Raw genomic sequence first — 18358 nt, 5'->3', positions numbered from 1 at the left:
GCTACAATAACAAAATAAACTATTACAAAAAACGGAATGCATTTTAAATGTCTTTTAAAAATACCCTAAAAATTAGCTTCCATAAAAAATAACTATTACAAAAAACGGAATCCGAAAAACTTCACTTTTAAATGTACAACATGCTTTATTCTAGATTTATAGTTAGGAGAAGAGAAAATTTTCTAAATTATATGTTTTCTGTTTTTTGTAATATTTTAAAAAAAATCAGCAACAGTAGTGTTTGTTGTTTTTCTTTTATTTTAATTTTCTTTTAAATCTTTTAGGGCCTCATAACGCATTGATAGTCAGTTACTTATGAGCTTTATTATTACAAAAAACGGACTAACTATTACAAAAAACGGAACATCTATTACAAAAAACGGAATTAACTATTACAAAAAACGGACTAACTATTACAAAAAACGGAAACTATTACAAAAAACGGACTCATTTGTAAATATTACATTAGTTTAGGATTTGTAATATTTAGTTTTACTATTACTTTTGTATAAAATACTAAACATGATGGCTGAAAATCCCAAAACGAAAGCAGTTAAGTTTATTAGAAAATCTAATAATCTGGTTGAAGGTAGATTTCGATTTGATATTTGGGAAATGAGAATATTTGTAAAGATGTTAACAATTATTCATCGTGACGACGAAGACTTCAAACGATACCGAATTTACTTAAAAGAGATTATTTCTGAATTTGAATTAGAAAAAAACAATAGGTCTTACGAAGAATTAAAAAAAGGAGCAGAAAAATTAGCTAGTCGAGAAATCCGAATTCCGATGCTTTCTCCGAAAGGAGAAGCAATGGAGCTTTTTACGCATATTGTATCAGGAGCCAAAAGTTTTGTTGATAGTAAGCAAGGCAAATACATTGAGGTTGATTTTCATCCTGATATGAAACCTTATTTGCTACAATTACAAACCAAATTTTTGATGTATGATGTACGAAACGTATTAAAACTACCAAGTTCGTTTTCGATAAGAATTTATGAATTGTTGAAGCAATACGAAACGATAGGTAAACGTAAAATGAACGTTGAAGAAATCAAAGAAATGCTTGATATCAAAGATAAATACTCTTTGTATGCCAATTTGAAACAAAGAGTAATCATAAAAGCTCAAATGGATTTAGAAGCGTTTACGGATATTAAATTTACATTTGAAGAAGTCAAAAGAGGCAAATCAGTAGAAGAAATTGTTTTTTACATATTTAAAAATGCTGATGTAATTGATAAAAGAGAAGGAAATACGGAAGTCGTCATCGAATATCAACTGACAGAAAAAGATGTTACAGCAACGCAAATTTATAATTTGATAAAACAATATAAAGGCTCAAGTAAACTTACCGTTGAAAGCTGGGTAAATACTTATCCAGTCGAGCATATTATAAACCGTATTAATTTTGTTAAAAATCAGATAAATGTTGGGAAAGTCATTAAAAATCCGATGGGACTTTTACAAAAAATGATGATTGAATCAAATTTGTTTGACCCAATTCAGGAAGAAATAGAGCTTCAAGAACAAAATATTCAAAAAGCAAAGCAGGTTCAAGAAAGTAAACAAAACCAAATATCGAAAGAAAAGCAGCTACAACAAGCGAAAGAAAAATATGAACAAAATAAAACCGAACTGATGCGTTCACTTTTTGAAACGAATCCAGGTTTGGCAAAGGATTTTTTGTTGGATTTTAAAACTAAAAGAAACCTACCAGATGCTCCTTTTATTATTCAATTGGCGTATGACCATTACACCACGAATATTAACGGTATTCTTCCTGAGAGTAAAGACGAAATAATGTATAATTATAATTTGGGAGGGAGTTTTAGTGCATTATTAACCGAATGGTTTGAAAATAACTTTAGCCGTGAAATGACGACTTTACGAAATGATTTTGAATGAAAATCACTCCAATAAAACAACTAAATTTGTTGCAATAAATTCTGAATATTACTTGAAAATAATTAGAATTGACCGATCAATCAATGCCAAAAACCTTTGGTAATCCTATCTTCACAAAAAATAATATCCTTCAAAACGAACTTCTAGCAACAATAAAGTCAGAAAGGACGAAATGTTTTAAAACCTCGTTTCAAATAACATATTTATGTTATTTGCGAAAAAAACAGGAATGAGTTTTGACTTTATAAAATAAATACTCCTCTAATAATTCAATCAATTTTGATAAAAAATTGATTGAATGAATGTAGGATAACATAGTTGCGAAGAGGAATTAAGAAAAAGAGTTAAAACTTACTTTTCACCTAACATTAATATGTTACTCGTTTTGCTTTTGTAGTTGAGTTGTATGCTTATTGTGTGCGTAATTGCATCACAATTCTTTAACGGTAGGAAAACATAAGTTGTAAGATTTTATAAATTAAAATCTTAATTATTCGCTACAAAAGTTTAAGAGAAAATATCATTTTTAAGCTTTAAATATGAATGAGCAATTATTAAAATCGGATAAAATCAGCAAGATACGATTAATTGAAAAGAAAGAAGGAAATTGGTGTTCAGCTGAAAAAGTAAAAGTTAAGATTGAGAACATTGATGTTTTTTTGCAGGAACATAATCAGTTTGTAAATATCAGTGCAAAAAAAATAATCAATTTAGAGTTTGTAGGACGGTTTTCGTTTGATCCATCTGCGGCTTATATTGAAATAGCGAATACTCAAATTAAAGTTTCTAGAAGGTTTGTGCCTTATGTAAGAAGTGCATTTATTCTTTTTCTATCGCAACGAAATAAATCGCTAGATCAAAAAAGTGCAGTTTCAATGAATAAAAATGATGAGAAGAAACGCGGGACGTATCTCCATGTTTTTGAAAATAAAATAAGTAGAAAAGTCGATTTTAAGGGCATTAAATATTTATTCAGAGACGGAAGCCTTACCTCAGTTTTATTTGAAGATGGGAAAGTGCGTAACTATTACGAATCGCTCAAAGTTTTTGAAAATAAGTATCTAGAAAAAAAAGATTTTCTTAGAATCAATCGAAACTGTATTATTAATACCAAACACCTGAGTTGGTTTAATATTAACCTTACGCTGAATAGGGGAGAAGTCAAGATTGGTACAGATAGTTTCAAAATATCAAGAAGGTCTTTAGTTCAATTTAAATTGCTGGTTGGTAATTATACAACAATAGGAAGACCTATAATCTAGGCTTATAATCGAATATACGTATATATACTAGAGTTAGTTTTTGTTTGACATTATAAAGACTAATTTTTAAAAGAATACTAGAAAATCAATCAATAAAATATAATAGAGATGCAAAAAATATATTTGAATTCTGACAAATTTGTACTGATTGACGATGAAGACCTTTCATTATTTCAATCGTATTCGTGGCATATTGCAAAAGCAAAAAGTTACCAATACGTTCGAGTGTCTATCTATCCAAACAAAATTAAACAGACGATTTATTTGCATCGTTTGATTATGAATAATGATTCAAAAGATAAAGTGATTTGTTTTTTGGATGGGAATAGTCTGAACCTTCAAAAAGAGAATATGATATTGGTACCTCGGAGTACTAAATGCCATTTGAATAATAAAAACAATATCGGAAAAACGAGCATTTATAGGGGTGTTCTGAAGAGAAACCAAAAGTTTATAGCCCGAATTGTTGTAGATGGTAAAAGAAAATATTTAGGAAAATATGCCACAGAACAAGATGCGGTTGATATATATGATTTTCATGCTATCCAAGCTTTTGGAATGTTTGCACAAGTCAATAATATAAACAATTTGAATGTAAGTTAGGGTTGAAAGTGGTTTAATTAAAGAGTTTGTACTATAGTTTAGTATAAAGTTCACTCAACAGGTGATATGTTCCTTCTAGGAATAGGCGAGAAAGTAGTAAATAACTACTTTCTCTTTCCCTCTAAACTCTTTTTTTATGATGAAAGCAACCATTCACAGGCTAAGATTGAACAAAAAAAAACATTTAAAAACAGTTGGTAGAAAGATTAAGAATTGGTTGCACATTAAAACATAACTTTGCATAAAACAGTTAATAAACCAATAATTTACAAACACTATAAAATACGAAATATGAAAAAGTTTTTTCAACTGGCAGTGGTCGATGATAGTGACTTTGTAAGACAACGATTTAAAGAACACTTTCATATTGAAAAAGAATTGGTTTGTGTAAAAACATTTATTAAAACCGAGCCATTAATAGCTAATCTGGAAAGTGGTTTACTGCTAGATTTGTTGGTTTTGGATGTAAATCTGTTTGGTGTGAGCAGCCTAAATAGCATCTCTAAAATAAGAGAGTTATCGCCTAATACCAAGATTGTCATCTACACTTCTTATGAGGATGCTGATATTTTATTAAAAGCTTTAAGATTAGGTGCTTGCGGCTATCTACTGAAATCTAGTAGTGTGCAAGATATCGAGAAAGAATTGATGGATTTTATCAATGGGTCAATCAAGATTTCGAACAGAATGGCCCATAAATTAAGTCAATATTTTAGGTCAGAAAGTGTTGTAATAGATGAAGGGATAGAATCGCTTACACCTAGAGAATTGGAAGTATTAAAACTGCTCGCTGATGGTTATGAATATGACGAAATTGGTGAAAAACTAGGTATCGCTACGAATAGCGTACGTACGCACATCAAAAGTATTTATCGCAAAATGCAAGTGAAAAATAGTGTTCAAGCCGCCAAAAGATATTTTGATACAAGAGATTTAGTCATAGAAAATGAAAAAGACCGCTTGAAAATACTTAAATAAAGATGGTTTTGAAATAAACTATTTAGTAAAATGCATAAACAAGTAAGTTGAGTTATGTTGCAAACAATATTAAGGTTTTGGACAAATTTGCTTTTTACACAACAAAGAAGACCAGGTCAAAGCCATTTATCCCTAAGAAATCCACAAAATAAATTTGTTAAATACGTTTCTTTTGAGTTTATAAACGGGTTGTTTTATTTAATTGACTTTTTTATAAGCGAACTCGAAAAAAAAGGAATTTACCCAGAAAACCGATTATTAAGAATCACAGAGTTGAATCTTAGGGAGTTGAAAGGATTGAAAGAATGTATTTTACAGCAGAGCACACAATCTGTAATAAGTAACGAAGACAAAAAATGTCTGCTAAAATTATCTCCCCGACAGCGTAGAGATATTTACTGTATATTTATTGACTACGAAATAGTATTACTAAATCTTAGTCAGATGTCGTCTCCACAAGACTGGTTTCTTCTTAAAAAACAATATTTACTTATCAATAATTTCAGAAAAGAAATGAATGAAATGATAGAAGTTAAAGTAGAATAAAGTTTTTTTAATTTATACAAACCACCCCACAACAGAAAAAACAGTATGCTACTGAAATCAAACACCATCAATAAATTTTTGAGGATTTTTTGTGTCTTTTTATGTATGAAATTCTCAAGTTTTGAAACCGTTGGCCAGCAAAATATTTGTTTAACTATTAAGAATAATCCGTCAAAAAACTCTTTTGGTGTTTATGCAAAAACAAATTTTACGCAATCCAAATTTCGATTTTCATCCGCTCAAATTTCAATAGTTTTACCAACCATTGCTTCAAATGATAAATTGACTATACATAATGTTTCCAATGGCAATTGGGTCGAAAAATCAAAAGCTTCTTCGCCCGAAGTTGATTGTAAAAGAGATTATATTGGATTGTGGTTAGTTGATGGAAAGTATGATTTTATCGCAAATGAAGAGACTTTATTATTTGAATTTAGCTTGAATAAAAAAGTATTAATCGATGAAGTACGATTATTTGAAAATAAAGAAGACCCAAAAGCATCAGAACTAGGCATGAAAAGTATTGACTTTTCAAACTTATTGATAGATGAAGATGGAAACCATTTGTATAAGTTTAATTATTTTGACTCGAATAATTCTAAGAAAAATTATATTGATACCGCACAAGACGTTGAGTTAGTATTAAACCCAACAATTGTGAAAAACAATTTTAATATCTTTTTAAAAGGTGTTGAAGAAAATGATGAAGTGTCGCTGCTGGTCGTTACAGAAAGAGGAACAACCATCATCAATACGATTACAACCAACAAAAATATCATTGCTCGTGTATTCAGAGTTCCTGATGATATTCCGAGCCAAAACTTAATCGTGCGTGTGAAAGTAAAAAAAACGCTTATTAGTAAACGATTAGTTCTTGCACGAGAATAAAAAGAAACGATAACGGGCTAAGATAATGCTAGAAGACAATTATTTACCCAATTATCGAAATGAATGACACCAAAGATTTATTAATCTACCGCAGAAAATCCACATTAGTTTTGCTGCTTTCAATTGTTTCTTTCGCTTGGATACTAAAGTTTATCGTCTTTACTATTAGGGTTGAACCAAATTTATACTACAGAGACTACGATAGTATTGCTTTTATATATGATTTATGCTTCGGTTTTGGTGTTTTAATGATTTTAAAACGCCTTTCTTCTAGAACGCCTGCTATCATTATTTCAAAAGAAGGTCTAAAATTCGACTTTTCGTTCCATAACAAAGGCTTCGTTTTTTGGCAAGATATACTTAATATCAAAGAACTTGACGATAAAAAACACATAAGTATTTGCCTGATTGTAAAAAATAGTAATAAGGGAAATAATAACCTTAACAGTGATTTATCGAGAAAGTTGAGAAATGATATGCTCGGTATTGATGTGATTGAAATACCAGTGAAAATACTCAATTGTAATCATAAAAGTTTGAGAATTTTTATTGAAACAAAGCTTGAAGAATTAAGGAGAGAAGAATTTTGATCAAAAATTATGCCAAATGAATTAAATTTAGTTTTTAATTTTTAAAAGGTTAGTTTTTGATGATTTTACCTCAAAAAAATCAAATTTATGACTAATTAACAGCATTGATTATGGTAGCAACGAAAGTACTATATATTTGAGCATAAGTACACTTCAATAGCTATTCTGAGTGCTTTATTGGCCACTTTTTAAGAAATATCCCTTTTTTAAATTTATCCCTCAAACGACTCTCGCCTAAAAATACTTCATAAATAACTTTTTCACTAACATATATATGTTAGTATGCCGTTTGGCACGGCTATAAACTTGCACCTATTATACTGAAACATGGTAAAAGTATTATGATTGAGCGGTATTAAAGATGCATTTTTTGAGTTTTTTGGCAAAAAAGCAAAGATTTTATCAAAAATATCTATTGATGTAACATAAACATGTTAGTGGTCGAATATCCGTGGTATTAATTTCATAGTCTAAGTATTGTGTAAAGTTTGATTAGAAGGAAAAACAGATTGGGTAAGCTCATTAGCTTACTCAATTTTTAAGATTTTGAGTGTGGATTCAAAGAGCGGCATCAAATTCAACTTCTGGTTTTGTCTTTAACCAGATTTTGAATGCCGTTTTACAAGTAAAAAAGTGCAAGGGATCAAAATAAATAATTTCTAAAAAAAGTAAAATGGAAAAAATGAAAAAACAGTTTTACAAATGCCTCCTGTTTATTGCAGTGCTCATAGCAGGGACACAAATGGCTCAAGCACAGCAAAAAATAGGGACAAGCCCCGGTACGCTCGAGCAATCGGCTGTATTGGAGTTAGGTTCTTCGGATGTAGCAGGTGCTAAAAAAGGTTTCTTGGGGCCAAGAGTCAATTTGCCCAGTGCTACAACCTATTCTTTAGGCCCGGTAGGCACAGCAGCAGTTGATGGTATGATAGTTTATGCTATTGGTGCATCAGGCTTACCTGCTGGATACTACGTTTGGCAAAATGCAAAATGGAATCTGATTCAAGCGGGAGCTGCGGCTACTACCAATAGTTTAGGATTTTCGGGTTCTACACTAACTTCAACCGTGAATGGGGTAGATGGCACAGTTACATTACCAACAGCTTCAGGTACAGTTACAGGTTTGTTGAGCAGTGCAAATTTTAATACATTCAACGGTAAAGAAAACGTCCTAGGATTTTCTAATGGATTGACAAGAAATACAAATGCAATTAAGTTAGGTGGGGCTTTAACAGAAAATACTTTTATTGCAACAACTGCTGCATTCAACATGAATTATACTGGTGCTGGTAAATTAAATGCACCACTCGGTGGTTTTGGAATGCCCCAAGATAGTCGTAGAGGTATATTCTCAAGTTTTGGTGTTTCAACAGGTGCTGTTTATGGTATGGAGCAAGTAAGCTTTGGACAATCTGGAAATCAAACGGCATTACGACTTTTTTCTGGTACAGGTGTAATTGCTTTTGGTAATTATACAGATTCAACAAACTATAATGAAGCGGGTAGGTTTATGTCAGGAAGATTTGGTTTAGGTACAATTAACCCTTCGAATAAACTTCATGTGGTTGGTACAAACCCATTAAAATTGGAAGGTTTACAAACCATTACGCCATTAACGACTGACTCCGTGTTGGTATTTTCGGGTGCGGGTGGTGTTATTAAAAAGGCATTAGTTAGTTCTTTGGTTGGAGCAGGAGTAACTGCATCAAATGGTTTAAACGAATCAGGGGGTGTGGTACAATTAGGTGGTACATTAAGTAAAGCTACAACCGTTGCACAATCAACATTCAATTTGTCGTTTACAGGTACAGGCAACGTTGGTATTGGAACTACTAACCCAACCAGCAAATTGAGTGTTGTGGAAACTAACCCTTTGAAATTGGTTGGTTTACAAGCTATTACGCCAACTGTTAATGACTCAGTACTTGTATATTTGAGTGCAGGTGGTGGGGTCATTAAAAGAGCATCAATTACTTCTTTGGTTGGAGCAGGAGTAACTGCAGAAAATGGTGTAAGCGAATTGGGTGGCAAGGTAACATTAGGCGGTAATTTACTCATCCCTACCACCATCGGTACTACCGCTACCAATACGTTATCATTGACGGGCATACAAGCCAAAACAGCAGAAAGTGCTACGCTTGCCCTCAACGATTCAATTTTGGTGATTAGTAATACTGGGCGATTGGTGTACCGTGCCGCAAGTAGCGTTTCACCTGTCTCATCAGTAACTGCTGGTAATGGTTTAGCAGTATCAGCGTCGGGTGCATTATCAATGACCGCACCTACTGCATCAAGCATCACAGGCGGAGCAGACGTAACGGCGGGTTCTCCCAAAGTAGCTTTGGGTGGAACACCTTTAGGTGCTGCTTTAAAAGCATTCACTGTAGATGTAAATGAGGGAAACCTTAGTTTAGCAAATATTGGTGGTACGCTACCTGTTACAAAATTGGTTACTGGTACAGATAAACAGGTGCTACAGGTTGTAGGTACTACTCCTACATGGGTTACACCATCGGCTGCCAACTCACAAAATATTTATACAACTGATGGTACATTGACTGGTTCAAGAACAGTGAGCCAAGCAACAAATAACCTAATTTTTAGTGGTACTGGTAAAACAATTGTGGGTACGATCGCCGCTCCTTCCTTAACTCATGCTGGAAGATTAGCAGCCGTAACGGGTAGTAATGCTATACCTTCACTGACAATAATGAATGACTCTACTACTAAGGTGGGTAATGAAGCCTCAATTGGTTTCAGAACGCAAGGATCTCTTGGTGGTTATGGGTATACTGCTAGAATTAGTGCTGTACAAACAGATGCCGTTAGCGTAAAAACGGCATTATCTTTTGGTACTTATGATGGCTCGGGTGGTGCTGCAGAAAGAATGAGAATTGCATCTAATGGCTTAATAACGGTTAATAATTTAGCTGGTACAGGCTCACGTATGGTGGTAGCTAATGCCTCTGGTGATTTGAGTACACAAGCGATTCCAACTGGTACGGTAGCTTCAGTTGGCTTGTCTGTACCAAATATTTTTACAACAGGTGCTGCGATTACATCGTCAGGGAATTTGACTTTAGGTTTGGCTACTCAATCACCTAATTTGGTTTGGGCTGGCCCATCTTCTGGAACTGCTGCTGCTATGCCAACATTTCGTGCATTAGCTTTAGCGGACTTACCTGCCATTCCCGCATCAGCATTAATCGGAACTGGTAGCACTTCAGGTCAAGCACTTATTTCAACTGGTCCGACAACGGCTCCAACATGGCAGCCTTTACCAGCTTCAACGAACATTTACAATGCAGATGGTGCTTTGACTGGTAGTAGAACTGTTGCGATGGGAGCAAATAATTTAACATTTACTGGTACTACTGGTCTTACTGCAATCCAGTCGAAGACAGTAGTAGGTGCAACTACGACTACATCAGGTGCAAAGTTAAGTGTAACATCAAGCGGTCCAGATTTTTCTTTTGAGGTTGACCATATTGGAGCAGGTCCAGCAAATTCTGGGGGTAATATACGTATTAGAAGTGCCAGAGCAGCTGGAACTGCATCATTACTTGGAGAGGTTATTGGCTCTTATAGAGTTGCTGGATCTACTACAGCAGGATTTTCGACTTCAGTAATGAGTATGAGTGCCGTTGCTGAGGAAAACTTCACTTCAACGAATCAAGGTACGGGTATAGCATTTAACACTGTTCCTTTAGGTTCTACATCTACGGTAAATTTCCCTGAAAGAATGAGAATTTCGGCAAATGGTGATGTCGGTATCGGTACGTCTGCTCCTCGAGCTAAATTACATATTCAAGGTAGTGGATTAGCTAATGATACTTTGATTCATTTTGGTACTGACCGTCCTTTTGCTTTTTTACAAAGAGGTACAACATTAACCTCAGCTTTGGATTTATATTCATTACATGATAAACCATTTGGAATTACTGGTTCAACGGGGAGAGTATTCCAAGCTAATCTCAATCCGGGAAGTGAGTCTGTAAACATTTTAAGTTCTTTCAGTTCATTAAACATTGATAGGGGTTACTCTAATTCAAATGTTCGACTCAATTCTCTTGATACTTTAGAGTTGCAGAGTGGAAGTGGAACAACAAATGCAAACCAAATAGCATTATTGCCAAACGGCTTTGTTTCAATAGGGTCATATGGCACTTCAACAAAGCCTGCACCAAAATCAACATTGGATGTAAATGGTTCATTATCATTGTCTACAAACTACTTCGCAACCGCTACAACAAATACAGCAGAGGTAGTTACACCTAGTACACCTAATGGAAGCATTTTTGAGCTTACAGCTGAACATCATACATTATTTGTAAATGCAGCTAATCAATCTTCTACGTTTGGTACAGTTGTCAGAATCCCTTATCCTGCATCATGTGCGGGTCGTGTATATGTTATTCGTAAAGTAGATGAGACATCAAATGCCGTTTCATTTGTGACAAATTCAGCGGCGGCTTTAACTACTTGGACACCATCATTTTTAAAAGTAACTCAAACTGCAATCATCAATTCTTTAAATTATGTAAAGACAATCAGAATCCAAAGTGATGGAAACAATTGGTGGGTAATTGATTAATCTGCGTTTTTGATATAGTTTTTGGTAAAGCTGTTTTTTCAAAGCCCTGCTAGTATGGCAGGGCTAATTTAAAATTTTTAGAAAATCATGAAGATAGATATATTTCATAAAGGGTTATTATCCTTCGCTTTCGTGGTAGTGTGTGGTTCGGTTACTATGGCACAAGTAAAAATAGGTAATAACCCAACAACACTTTCGCCATCAGCCATACTAGAAATGGAAAGCACCAATCGAGGAATGCTACTCCCAAGATTATCGTTGGGGAGTACAGTTTCGGCAGAGATGGGGTCAAGCACAACCAAAACGGCCGTTGTGGGAATGACTGTTTATAATACCAATGCAGGTATTTCGGGAAGTGCTACATATCCAGCAAACGGAGCAGGAATATACTATTTCGATGGAACTGGTTGGGTATATGGTGGGCTTCCAACAGGAGGAACTTCGGGGCAAATTTTGTCAAGAACTGCCACAGGGTTAAGTTGGAGCGATGCTGCATCTGGAATTGCTACTTATTCGGTTGGGAGTTCAACTGGGGCGGGAGCAATGATTAAAGCCACAGGCTTAGGCGTAACGATGGCTGTAGATGTCAATAATCAGTTAGTAACTTTTTCAGTTCCTAATGGCGTAGAATTGCTCTCAGTTAGACTATATGATTTATCAGCTAATGCTGGTACAACCTCAAGTTATGGATTAACAGGAGCTAGTAATTTTTTGAATATTAAGTATCAATTTGCAAATACAGCCATAGCTACAAACTATGCAACCACGATTTTACCACAAATTCAGGTATTTTTAGATGGAGGCACACCTTTGTATTTGGATACGTATGGTACAGGTTATCCTCGCCAATATACGCTTGCGGGTACGCCATCAGGTAATAATTATACTGTTAGGATTCAGTTAATGGATCCAAATACATTAGGTAATAAGTGGATTGTTCTGATGAATTTTTAATTGACTGTTTAATCTATTTAACAAAAATAAATAAAAATGAAAAATATAATTTTCATGTTTTTGTTATGCTTTGGATTAAGCATAACAACCTATTCTCAAAGAGCTACATCTTCGTCCAGAGATGCAACACAAGTTAGATTAGCAGCAACACTTGCGGTTACATCATCTACACTTTCAAGCGGTACAATTAATACAACTTCTGCAGTATATACAGTCGTAGGAACATACAGTGACCCCAGTGGAAAATTTGGAGGTAGTAGTGTAACCGCAGGTATGATGTTGATTGATGGTGCATGTAAGATGTATCAGATAACTCAATTTAATAGCTCAAATCTTGGAGGCACACTAAACATAAATGTAAAACCAGTTGGAGCATTGTCAACAGAGGTAACAGCTCCAAGTACAGGACTCACAGGGTTGGTTTTTGACCCGACACCTAATTTACTTTTACCTCAATGGGTATTTAATATGCCAGTAAAAGTACAAAGCTGCTTATTGAGCCACATGGCAAATATCTTAGATTTGAAATTGGGTAATATTTCTCCGTCTATTTTAATCAAAACGACAGATTATTCATTATCAAATTATGATGATACCGTGCTGTTTGATATTGCTGCGGCTTCAACGCTCACATTACCATCGGCATCAGCCAATACAGCAAAGGTATTCAAGATTGGTAAAATAGATGAGTCAACGAATATACTCACCATTAGTCCAGCCATTAGATTAACGGCTTCTACAAGCATTTCTACGCTGAATTACCCAAGAACATTTATTGTTCAAAGCGATGGTACTGATTGGCGAGTAATAAATCAAAACTAATAAAACTTTATAGGAAAAATGAGCCAAAATATAAGAATAGCCATGTTAATCATTTTACATTTTTCGGCTTTGTTGAGTGCTTTTGGGCAAGCGAAAAATAAGGAGATATTGACTCAAGATGAAACGCAGGCGATAAAGATACGTACGTTTTCTTTGCCATCAACCACAGCACAATTACTGAGTTTAGGGCCAGAGAGAGGGATGGTAATATATAATACAAACCCGTCAACAACTGGAACATTATCATATCCGTCAATTGGGGTAGGAGTGTATGTTTTTGATGGCATTGGTTGGGTAATATCGAAGTCCGAAAAATTAAGTTTCTCGAATACCAACACCAATCCAGGCCTTATCAATGCAGTGTTATTGTTGGATGAAGGTGATTTTATGCCACCAAATGCGATTCAAGAAGCTGGTCGGTATTATTATATTAGAAATACAAGCAAAATAAATAAACTTTCAATTTTGGGAGTAATTGATTTTGGCGAAGACACGGCGAAGAATATTAGCCTAACACCTAAAGAAGGTACGATGATGATTTATAGTGATGGGAAAAATTGGTATAGATTAAAGTAGTCGAAGTATATTCTTAAAAAAACTTGTTGTGAATTAGAATTTTCTTTTTAAACGTATGAAAGCAAATAAATTTTACTTACTCATTCTGGTCGTTTTTTTGTTTCAATTTGGGGGCTTTAGCAGCTTCGCTCAAGTTGGAATAAAACTCGGAACGGGTACTACTTTTGGAACAAAAACACCGAGTGCGGTACTTGATTTGGGTACGGGTATTCAAGGGTTATTACTGCCAAAGGTTGCACTTACGAGTAAAACGTCGCAATCGCCATTGGTAGGAGCAAGTTTTGCTGCTGCTGCCCCTGCTGGAATGACTGTGTACAATACAGCTACGGCAGGAACATCACCTAATAATGTGACAGCAGGTATATATTATTCAGATGGTATGAAGTGGAACAGAAATGAAGAGATATTTGCGAGTAATGGTCTTATAAAGGATGTAGAAAATATAGAATTAGGCGGTTCACTAACAAAACATACAACTATCGAAGAGAATGGGTTCAATTTCATTTTGAAACCATCAACTACGGCATCGGGGATGACCTTCGCCGCAGGAAATAACACTGCAAATAATCGAATTTATATGCCATCTGATGGACTTGAGATTCAATCTAATGAAGTAACTCCATCAACCAAACCGATAATTCAGGTGATGAACTCAACCAACGAAAAGTTTCGAGTTCAATCAGATGGTAAGGTTGGTATTGGTACGGAAACTCCCACAAATCTTCTTCATATCAATGGAGGAGCAGAAGGTGTAGAAACGGTACTTTTGAACCTTCAAGTAAATGCAGGTTCAGCAGTAACTTCTGGTACTGGTGCAGCTATAAGGCTTTCACCAACCAATGCAATAAATGAAAGAGGGGTAGAATTAGCCGCTGTTAATCAAGGAGCAAATGCTATTGATTTGGTCTTCCGCACGACATCAGCTGTTAATAATTTTTTAGAGCGTATGAAGATTACGTCAACGGGGCAGGTTGGAATAAATACTAATCCAACAAATATTGTCTCTACTTCAACTGTTCAATCTCCTGGGCCAACCAGTATTTTACATGTGAATGGTACTATAGCCGTAACAACAGGAGCAACAACAGCAAATTCAGTAATTCTTTCAAGTACGAACGTCACTTTACCTACTGCGAGTACTTGTTCTGGGCGAATATATATGATTCGGAATACTGGTACTGTGGCTATTTCGGTTACATCAATTATTGCTTACAATTCAACAACACCTGCTGTATATAGTTTGTCTGCTGTTGAAGGAGCAATTACGGTAGTTAGTAATGGCACAAACTGGTACAGAATACAATAAAAATAAAAAAACAACAATCTATTGAAAAACCTTATGAAAAACATTACAAGAACAAATTTGAGTTTAATCACTATTATTTTTTTGACGAGTAATTTATTAATGGCACAAATGGTAAAAACAAAACCTAAAACCATGATAAAGGAAAATCCACATTTGGCGGTATATAAACAAGCAAAAATGTATGGAGATGTAGGCACTGTGATAAGTAGTTTAAATTACTTGATTGTTTCTGAGCCAGTTAAATATAAAACTTATGCAGATACACTTGCAGAAGCTTACTTGAATGCAGGCTACTACGGCCAATGTAATAATTTAGCTAGTATTTTATTGACAGAAAGCCCTGAAAAGGAATCACTTCAAGTATTAAAAGCTACCGCATTACGTCAGCTGCAAATAAATAGTTTAGCAGCAGAAATGTATCAAAAACTCTATTTAAATACCAAAAAATACAGATATGGGCTTGAGTTAATACAGTTGCAACTTGGTTTACAACGCCTAGCAGAATGTGAATTAACCATTGGAGAGTTATTGAAGCAAGATATAAAAGATTCTGAGAAAATAGCAGTTCCCAAAAAAGACCGCCAGAGCACACAAGAAGTAACTGTTAAATCATTCATTTACTATGTTCAAGGGCTTGCATATAATTTGGCTAAGAATAATGAAAAAGCGATTAAATCTTTTGAAAAAGCATTAGAGTCTGATAAAACTTTTGAATTAGCAACGGCCTCAATTGATGCTTTAAAAGCACCAAAAGAAGATACAACTAAAGCTGAAGCAGATATTAAAAAATAAGTTTTGTTTTGAATTACTAGCAATGCCCGATACTAATAAATACAACTATTTGAATATTTTTTAAGCAAATAACTATCAAAACTTGCTTTGAAAACAATTAATGTCAAACATGGGAAATTTTACTTTTCGTCAAAAGCGTCATGTCACTTACTTCATAATCTTACTTTTTGTAGGATTGTGCAGCAAGGGTTATGGACAATCGGCAAGTTTTGGTGGTACGTTTGTTGGCTCAGGCGATGAAATGGCAATTTTTGGCAATCACGATTTTCAAAATGGTGGTGGTGCATTTACGGCAGGAATTATCGGTACTGAAAGAACTTTGCCCTATGGTGTAATTAGCTTTGTTGATGGCTCATCTTGGATTAATGCGTCAAATAACGGTTTTGTAGATGGTTATGTGCGAAAATATGCTACTGGAGCATTTATATTTCCGATTGGAGATAATGCCAAATATCGACCAATAAAAATTGGAGGAATGACTAACATCACCGATTTGACGACGGCAAGTTATTTTGCAGCTGACCCAAGTGTAGCTATTACCACAAGTTTAGCAGGAGGCAATCATACGGTCTTACCGAGTGGAGCTCCATTTTCTACAGTCTCAAAAGCAGCAAATATAGCGACTGTTAACAATGTTGAATATTGGGATATTGACGGAACTGCAAGTACAAAAATTTCATTAAGCTACGATGCCAATAGTGCTGTTTCATCACTTACTGGTGGCGTTTTATCCAAACTCTCTATTGTTGGTTGGGATGTTACACTAAATCAGTGGGTAGTTATTCCATCAACAATCGACATTACGTCATTTTTAGGAGGTAATAGTACGCTTACGTCGGGTTCAATTACCAGTAATTTCCCAATTATTCCAGGTAATTATAAAGCATTTACGCTTGCAAGTACGCTTAATTCGTTCGTAAAAATAAATGTAAAAGCATATTTACAAGGAGCGGGCACAGGCGTTTCTTCGCCAATTTTAGCCAATGTGGATGGTTTATTAAGAGATGATTTACGCTCAGGAATTAATACAGGAAATTCCAACTTATTACCAACGTCAATCGAACCATATACATTATTAGGATTTTCGGGAGTTACGGCAAATACCGTTACGGCTAATTTTTCGACAATAGGAAACGACGCAATTGTTGATTGGGTATTGGTTGAATTGCGTTCGGCATCAAACGCAACTGCAATTATTGCTCGCCAAGCAGCATTTATTCAACGAGACGGAGATATTGTGGATACCGATGGGATTTCAGTTTTGAGTATTCCTGCTTCAGATGCAAGTTATTATGTTTCAGTCAGGCATCGCAATCATTTGGGTATAATGACCGCATCAACGGTTGCATTGAGCGGAACAGGCACACCTGCGGCTATTGATTTTACTTTACCTACAACTGTCACTTATGGTACGAATGCCCAAATCACTATTTCAGGGAAAAATTATCTCTGGGCAGGGAATGCCAATTTAGAGAGTGATGTCAATGGCAGTACTGTACCGAATGCAAGAGTAATTGCACAAGGAAGTAGCAGCGATAGAAGCAAAATATTAAGCGAAGTTATCAATGCCAGCGGTAATAGTAGTCGTTCTAATGCTTTTGCTACGGCACAAGGATACTTGCTCAGTGACACAAATATGGATGGTAAGTACATTGCAAATGGTACAAATGCCGATAGCGATTTTGTGTTGAATATTGTAAAAAACCATCCACTCAATACATCAAGTCTTAAAATTTATATAATCAAACAACAACTGCCTTAGTGAAGGCTATTTCAATTTTTTAAACGAAAAATAAAATTTCTAACATGAAACAATTAAACTATTTTAAAATAGCATCCTATACCTGGCTGTTGTTGTTTATAAGTACGGCTTTTTCCTTTGCACAAGGGCCGATTACGCTATCTTTACAATATAAAAGTTTAGATAATAAATATCACGTTTATCTAAAACCAACTTCTACACCAACTGGAACGAATGCAAATCAAACGGATGGTAGCTCAACTATTACGATTACAGCTCCTGCGGGGCTTGTAACGATGGGTACTGTTACATCTGTAACTCCTGCATCAACGTGGTCGTTAGTGACTACCGCATTAGCAGCTGGTGTAACAGTTGCTGATCAAGCTACAGGAACGCCAACAGGCAAAGATTTCTTTGTGTTTGCCCCATCAGGAGACTTTACGTCAATAACATATATATCTGGTGTTGAGGTTGAATTATTTAGTTTTAGTGCGACGGGAATCTGTTCGGGAAATTTGGATATTTTACCATCTGCAGGTCAAACAGCAGGTGATGGTACGCTGAATATTGGTTCTTATTATGGTGTAGATGGCTACGCAGGTGGCATTGGAACAAATCATTTTGTTGGAACATATAATATGGTTTCAGCTATTCCAACAGCCCCAACTGCAGCAACCGCAAGTCCAGCTACCATCTGTTCGGGAAGTAGTACAACTTTAAGTGCAACATGCTCAACAGGAACATTAGCATGGTACACAAATGCAGGATTGACAGGAACAGCTTTGGCGAGTAGCACAG

15 protein-coding genes are annotated in these 18358 nt (G+C 35.1%); all 15 read left to right on the top strand.

What is annotated here, in order from left to right:
* Window positions 1-525 precede the first annotated feature (525 nt).
* Window positions 526-1911, top strand: a complete 1386-nt coding sequence (locus MJQ71_RS18885) for a replication initiation protein (RefSeq protein WP_238808496.1) — start codon at window positions 526-528, stop codon at window positions 1909-1911.
* A gap of 539 nt (window positions 1912-2450) precedes the next feature.
* Window positions 2451-3173, top strand: coding sequence for a LytTR family transcriptional regulator DNA-binding domain-containing protein (locus MJQ71_RS18880; RefSeq protein ID WP_238808495.1), 723 nt, complete (start codon window positions 2451-2453; stop codon window positions 3171-3173).
* Between the two features lie 108 nt (window positions 3174-3281).
* Window positions 3282-3776: an AP2/ERF family transcription factor gene (locus MJQ71_RS18875; protein WP_238808494.1), complete on the top strand. Its 495-nt coding sequence runs from the start codon at window positions 3282-3284 to the stop codon at window positions 3774-3776.
* A gap of 291 nt (window positions 3777-4067) precedes the next feature.
* On the top strand, window positions 4068-4754 hold the full coding sequence (locus MJQ71_RS18870) for a response regulator transcription factor (RefSeq protein ID WP_238808493.1): 687 nt from the start codon (window positions 4068-4070) through the stop codon (window positions 4752-4754).
* A gap of 54 nt (window positions 4755-4808) precedes the next feature.
* Complete coding sequence (locus MJQ71_RS18865) at window positions 4809-5300, top strand: hypothetical protein (RefSeq protein ID WP_238808492.1); 492 nt, start codon at window positions 4809-4811, stop codon at window positions 5298-5300.
* Between the two features lie 105 nt (window positions 5301-5405).
* Window positions 5406-6188 carry a hypothetical protein gene (locus MJQ71_RS18860; RefSeq protein WP_238808491.1) on the top strand — a complete coding sequence of 261 codons (783 nt, stop codon included), beginning with the start codon at window positions 5406-5408 and terminating at the stop codon, window positions 6186-6188.
* Between the two features lie 59 nt (window positions 6189-6247).
* Window positions 6248-6778, top strand: a complete 531-nt coding sequence (locus tag MJQ71_RS18855; RefSeq protein WP_238808490.1) for an STM3941 family protein — start codon at window positions 6248-6250, stop codon at window positions 6776-6778.
* Window positions 6779-7520: 742 nt separating this feature from the next.
* Entirely contained in the window at window positions 7521-11369 is a 3849-nt protein-coding gene (locus tag MJQ71_RS18850) for a beta strand repeat-containing protein (RefSeq protein WP_238808489.1), read from the top strand.
* Window positions 11370-11456: 87 nt separating this feature from the next.
* Entirely contained in the window at window positions 11457-12323 is an 867-nt protein-coding gene (locus MJQ71_RS18845; RefSeq protein ID WP_238808488.1) for a phage tail-like protein, read from the top strand.
* 36 nt (window positions 12324-12359) lie between these two features.
* On the top strand, window positions 12360-13145 hold the full coding sequence (locus MJQ71_RS18840; RefSeq protein WP_238808487.1) for a hypothetical protein: 786 nt from the start codon (window positions 12360-12362) through the stop codon (window positions 13143-13145).
* Between the two features lie 18 nt (window positions 13146-13163).
* Window positions 13164-13721, top strand: a complete 558-nt coding sequence (locus tag MJQ71_RS18835; RefSeq protein WP_238808486.1) for a hypothetical protein — start codon at window positions 13164-13166, stop codon at window positions 13719-13721.
* Between the two features lie 55 nt (window positions 13722-13776).
* Complete coding sequence (locus MJQ71_RS18830; protein ID WP_238808485.1) at window positions 13777-15027, top strand: phage tail-like protein; 1251 nt, start codon at window positions 13777-13779, stop codon at window positions 15025-15027.
* 33 nt (window positions 15028-15060) lie between these two features.
* Entirely contained in the window at window positions 15061-15819 is a 759-nt protein-coding gene (locus MJQ71_RS18825; protein ID WP_238808484.1) for a tetratricopeptide repeat protein, read from the top strand.
* A 109-nt stretch (window positions 15820-15928) separates the two neighbouring features.
* On the top strand, window positions 15929-17581 hold the full coding sequence (locus tag MJQ71_RS18820; RefSeq protein ID WP_238808483.1) for a hypothetical protein: 1653 nt from the start codon (window positions 15929-15931) through the stop codon (window positions 17579-17581).
* A gap of 44 nt (window positions 17582-17625) precedes the next feature.
* A partial coding sequence (locus MJQ71_RS18815) for a hypothetical protein (protein ID WP_238808482.1) occupies window positions 17626-18358 on the top strand: 733 nt, incomplete at its 3' end.

This window comes from Emticicia aquatica (assembly GCF_923079645.1).
In the GTDB taxonomy this organism is placed as follows: domain Bacteria; phylum Bacteroidota; class Bacteroidia; order Cytophagales; family Spirosomataceae; genus Emticicia; species Emticicia aquatica.
Note: the sequence above shows the minus strand (reverse complement) of the source record. Positions and strands in the feature narration are given on the sequence as shown.

Bases quoted from the DNA above. Each gene is read 5' to 3' on its own strand.
- MJQ71_RS18885 (WP_238808496.1), top strand. From the start codon at position 526: ATGGCTGAAAATCCCAAAACGAAAGCAGTTAAGTTTATTAGAAAATCT.
- MJQ71_RS18880 (WP_238808495.1), top strand. From the start codon at position 2,451: ATGAATGAGCAATTATTAAAATCGGATAAAATCAGCAAGATACGATTA.
- MJQ71_RS18875 (WP_238808494.1), top strand. From the start codon at position 3,282: ATGCAAAAAATATATTTGAATTCTGACAAATTTGTACTGATTGACGAT.
- MJQ71_RS18870 (WP_238808493.1), top strand. From the start codon at position 4,068: ATGAAAAAGTTTTTTCAACTGGCAGTGGTCGATGATAGTGACTTTGTA.
- MJQ71_RS18865 (WP_238808492.1), top strand. From the start codon at position 4,809: ATGTTGCAAACAATATTAAGGTTTTGGACAAATTTGCTTTTTACACAA.
- MJQ71_RS18860 (WP_238808491.1), top strand. From the start codon at position 5,406: ATGAAATTCTCAAGTTTTGAAACCGTTGGCCAGCAAAATATTTGTTTA.
- MJQ71_RS18855 (WP_238808490.1), top strand. From the start codon at position 6,248: ATGAATGACACCAAAGATTTATTAATCTACCGCAGAAAATCCACATTA.
- MJQ71_RS18850 (WP_238808489.1), top strand. From the start codon at position 7,521: ATGGCTCAAGCACAGCAAAAAATAGGGACAAGCCCCGGTACGCTCGAG.
- MJQ71_RS18845 (WP_238808488.1), top strand. From the start codon at position 11,457: ATGAAGATAGATATATTTCATAAAGGGTTATTATCCTTCGCTTTCGTG.
- MJQ71_RS18840 (WP_238808487.1), top strand. From the start codon at position 12,360: ATGAAAAATATAATTTTCATGTTTTTGTTATGCTTTGGATTAAGCATA.
- MJQ71_RS18835 (WP_238808486.1), top strand. From the start codon at position 13,164: ATGAGCCAAAATATAAGAATAGCCATGTTAATCATTTTACATTTTTCG.
- MJQ71_RS18830 (WP_238808485.1), top strand. From the start codon at position 13,777: ATGAAAGCAAATAAATTTTACTTACTCATTCTGGTCGTTTTTTTGTTT.
- MJQ71_RS18825 (WP_238808484.1), top strand. From the start codon at position 15,061: ATGAAAAACATTACAAGAACAAATTTGAGTTTAATCACTATTATTTTT.
- MJQ71_RS18820 (WP_238808483.1), top strand. From the start codon at position 15,929: ATGGGAAATTTTACTTTTCGTCAAAAGCGTCATGTCACTTACTTCATA.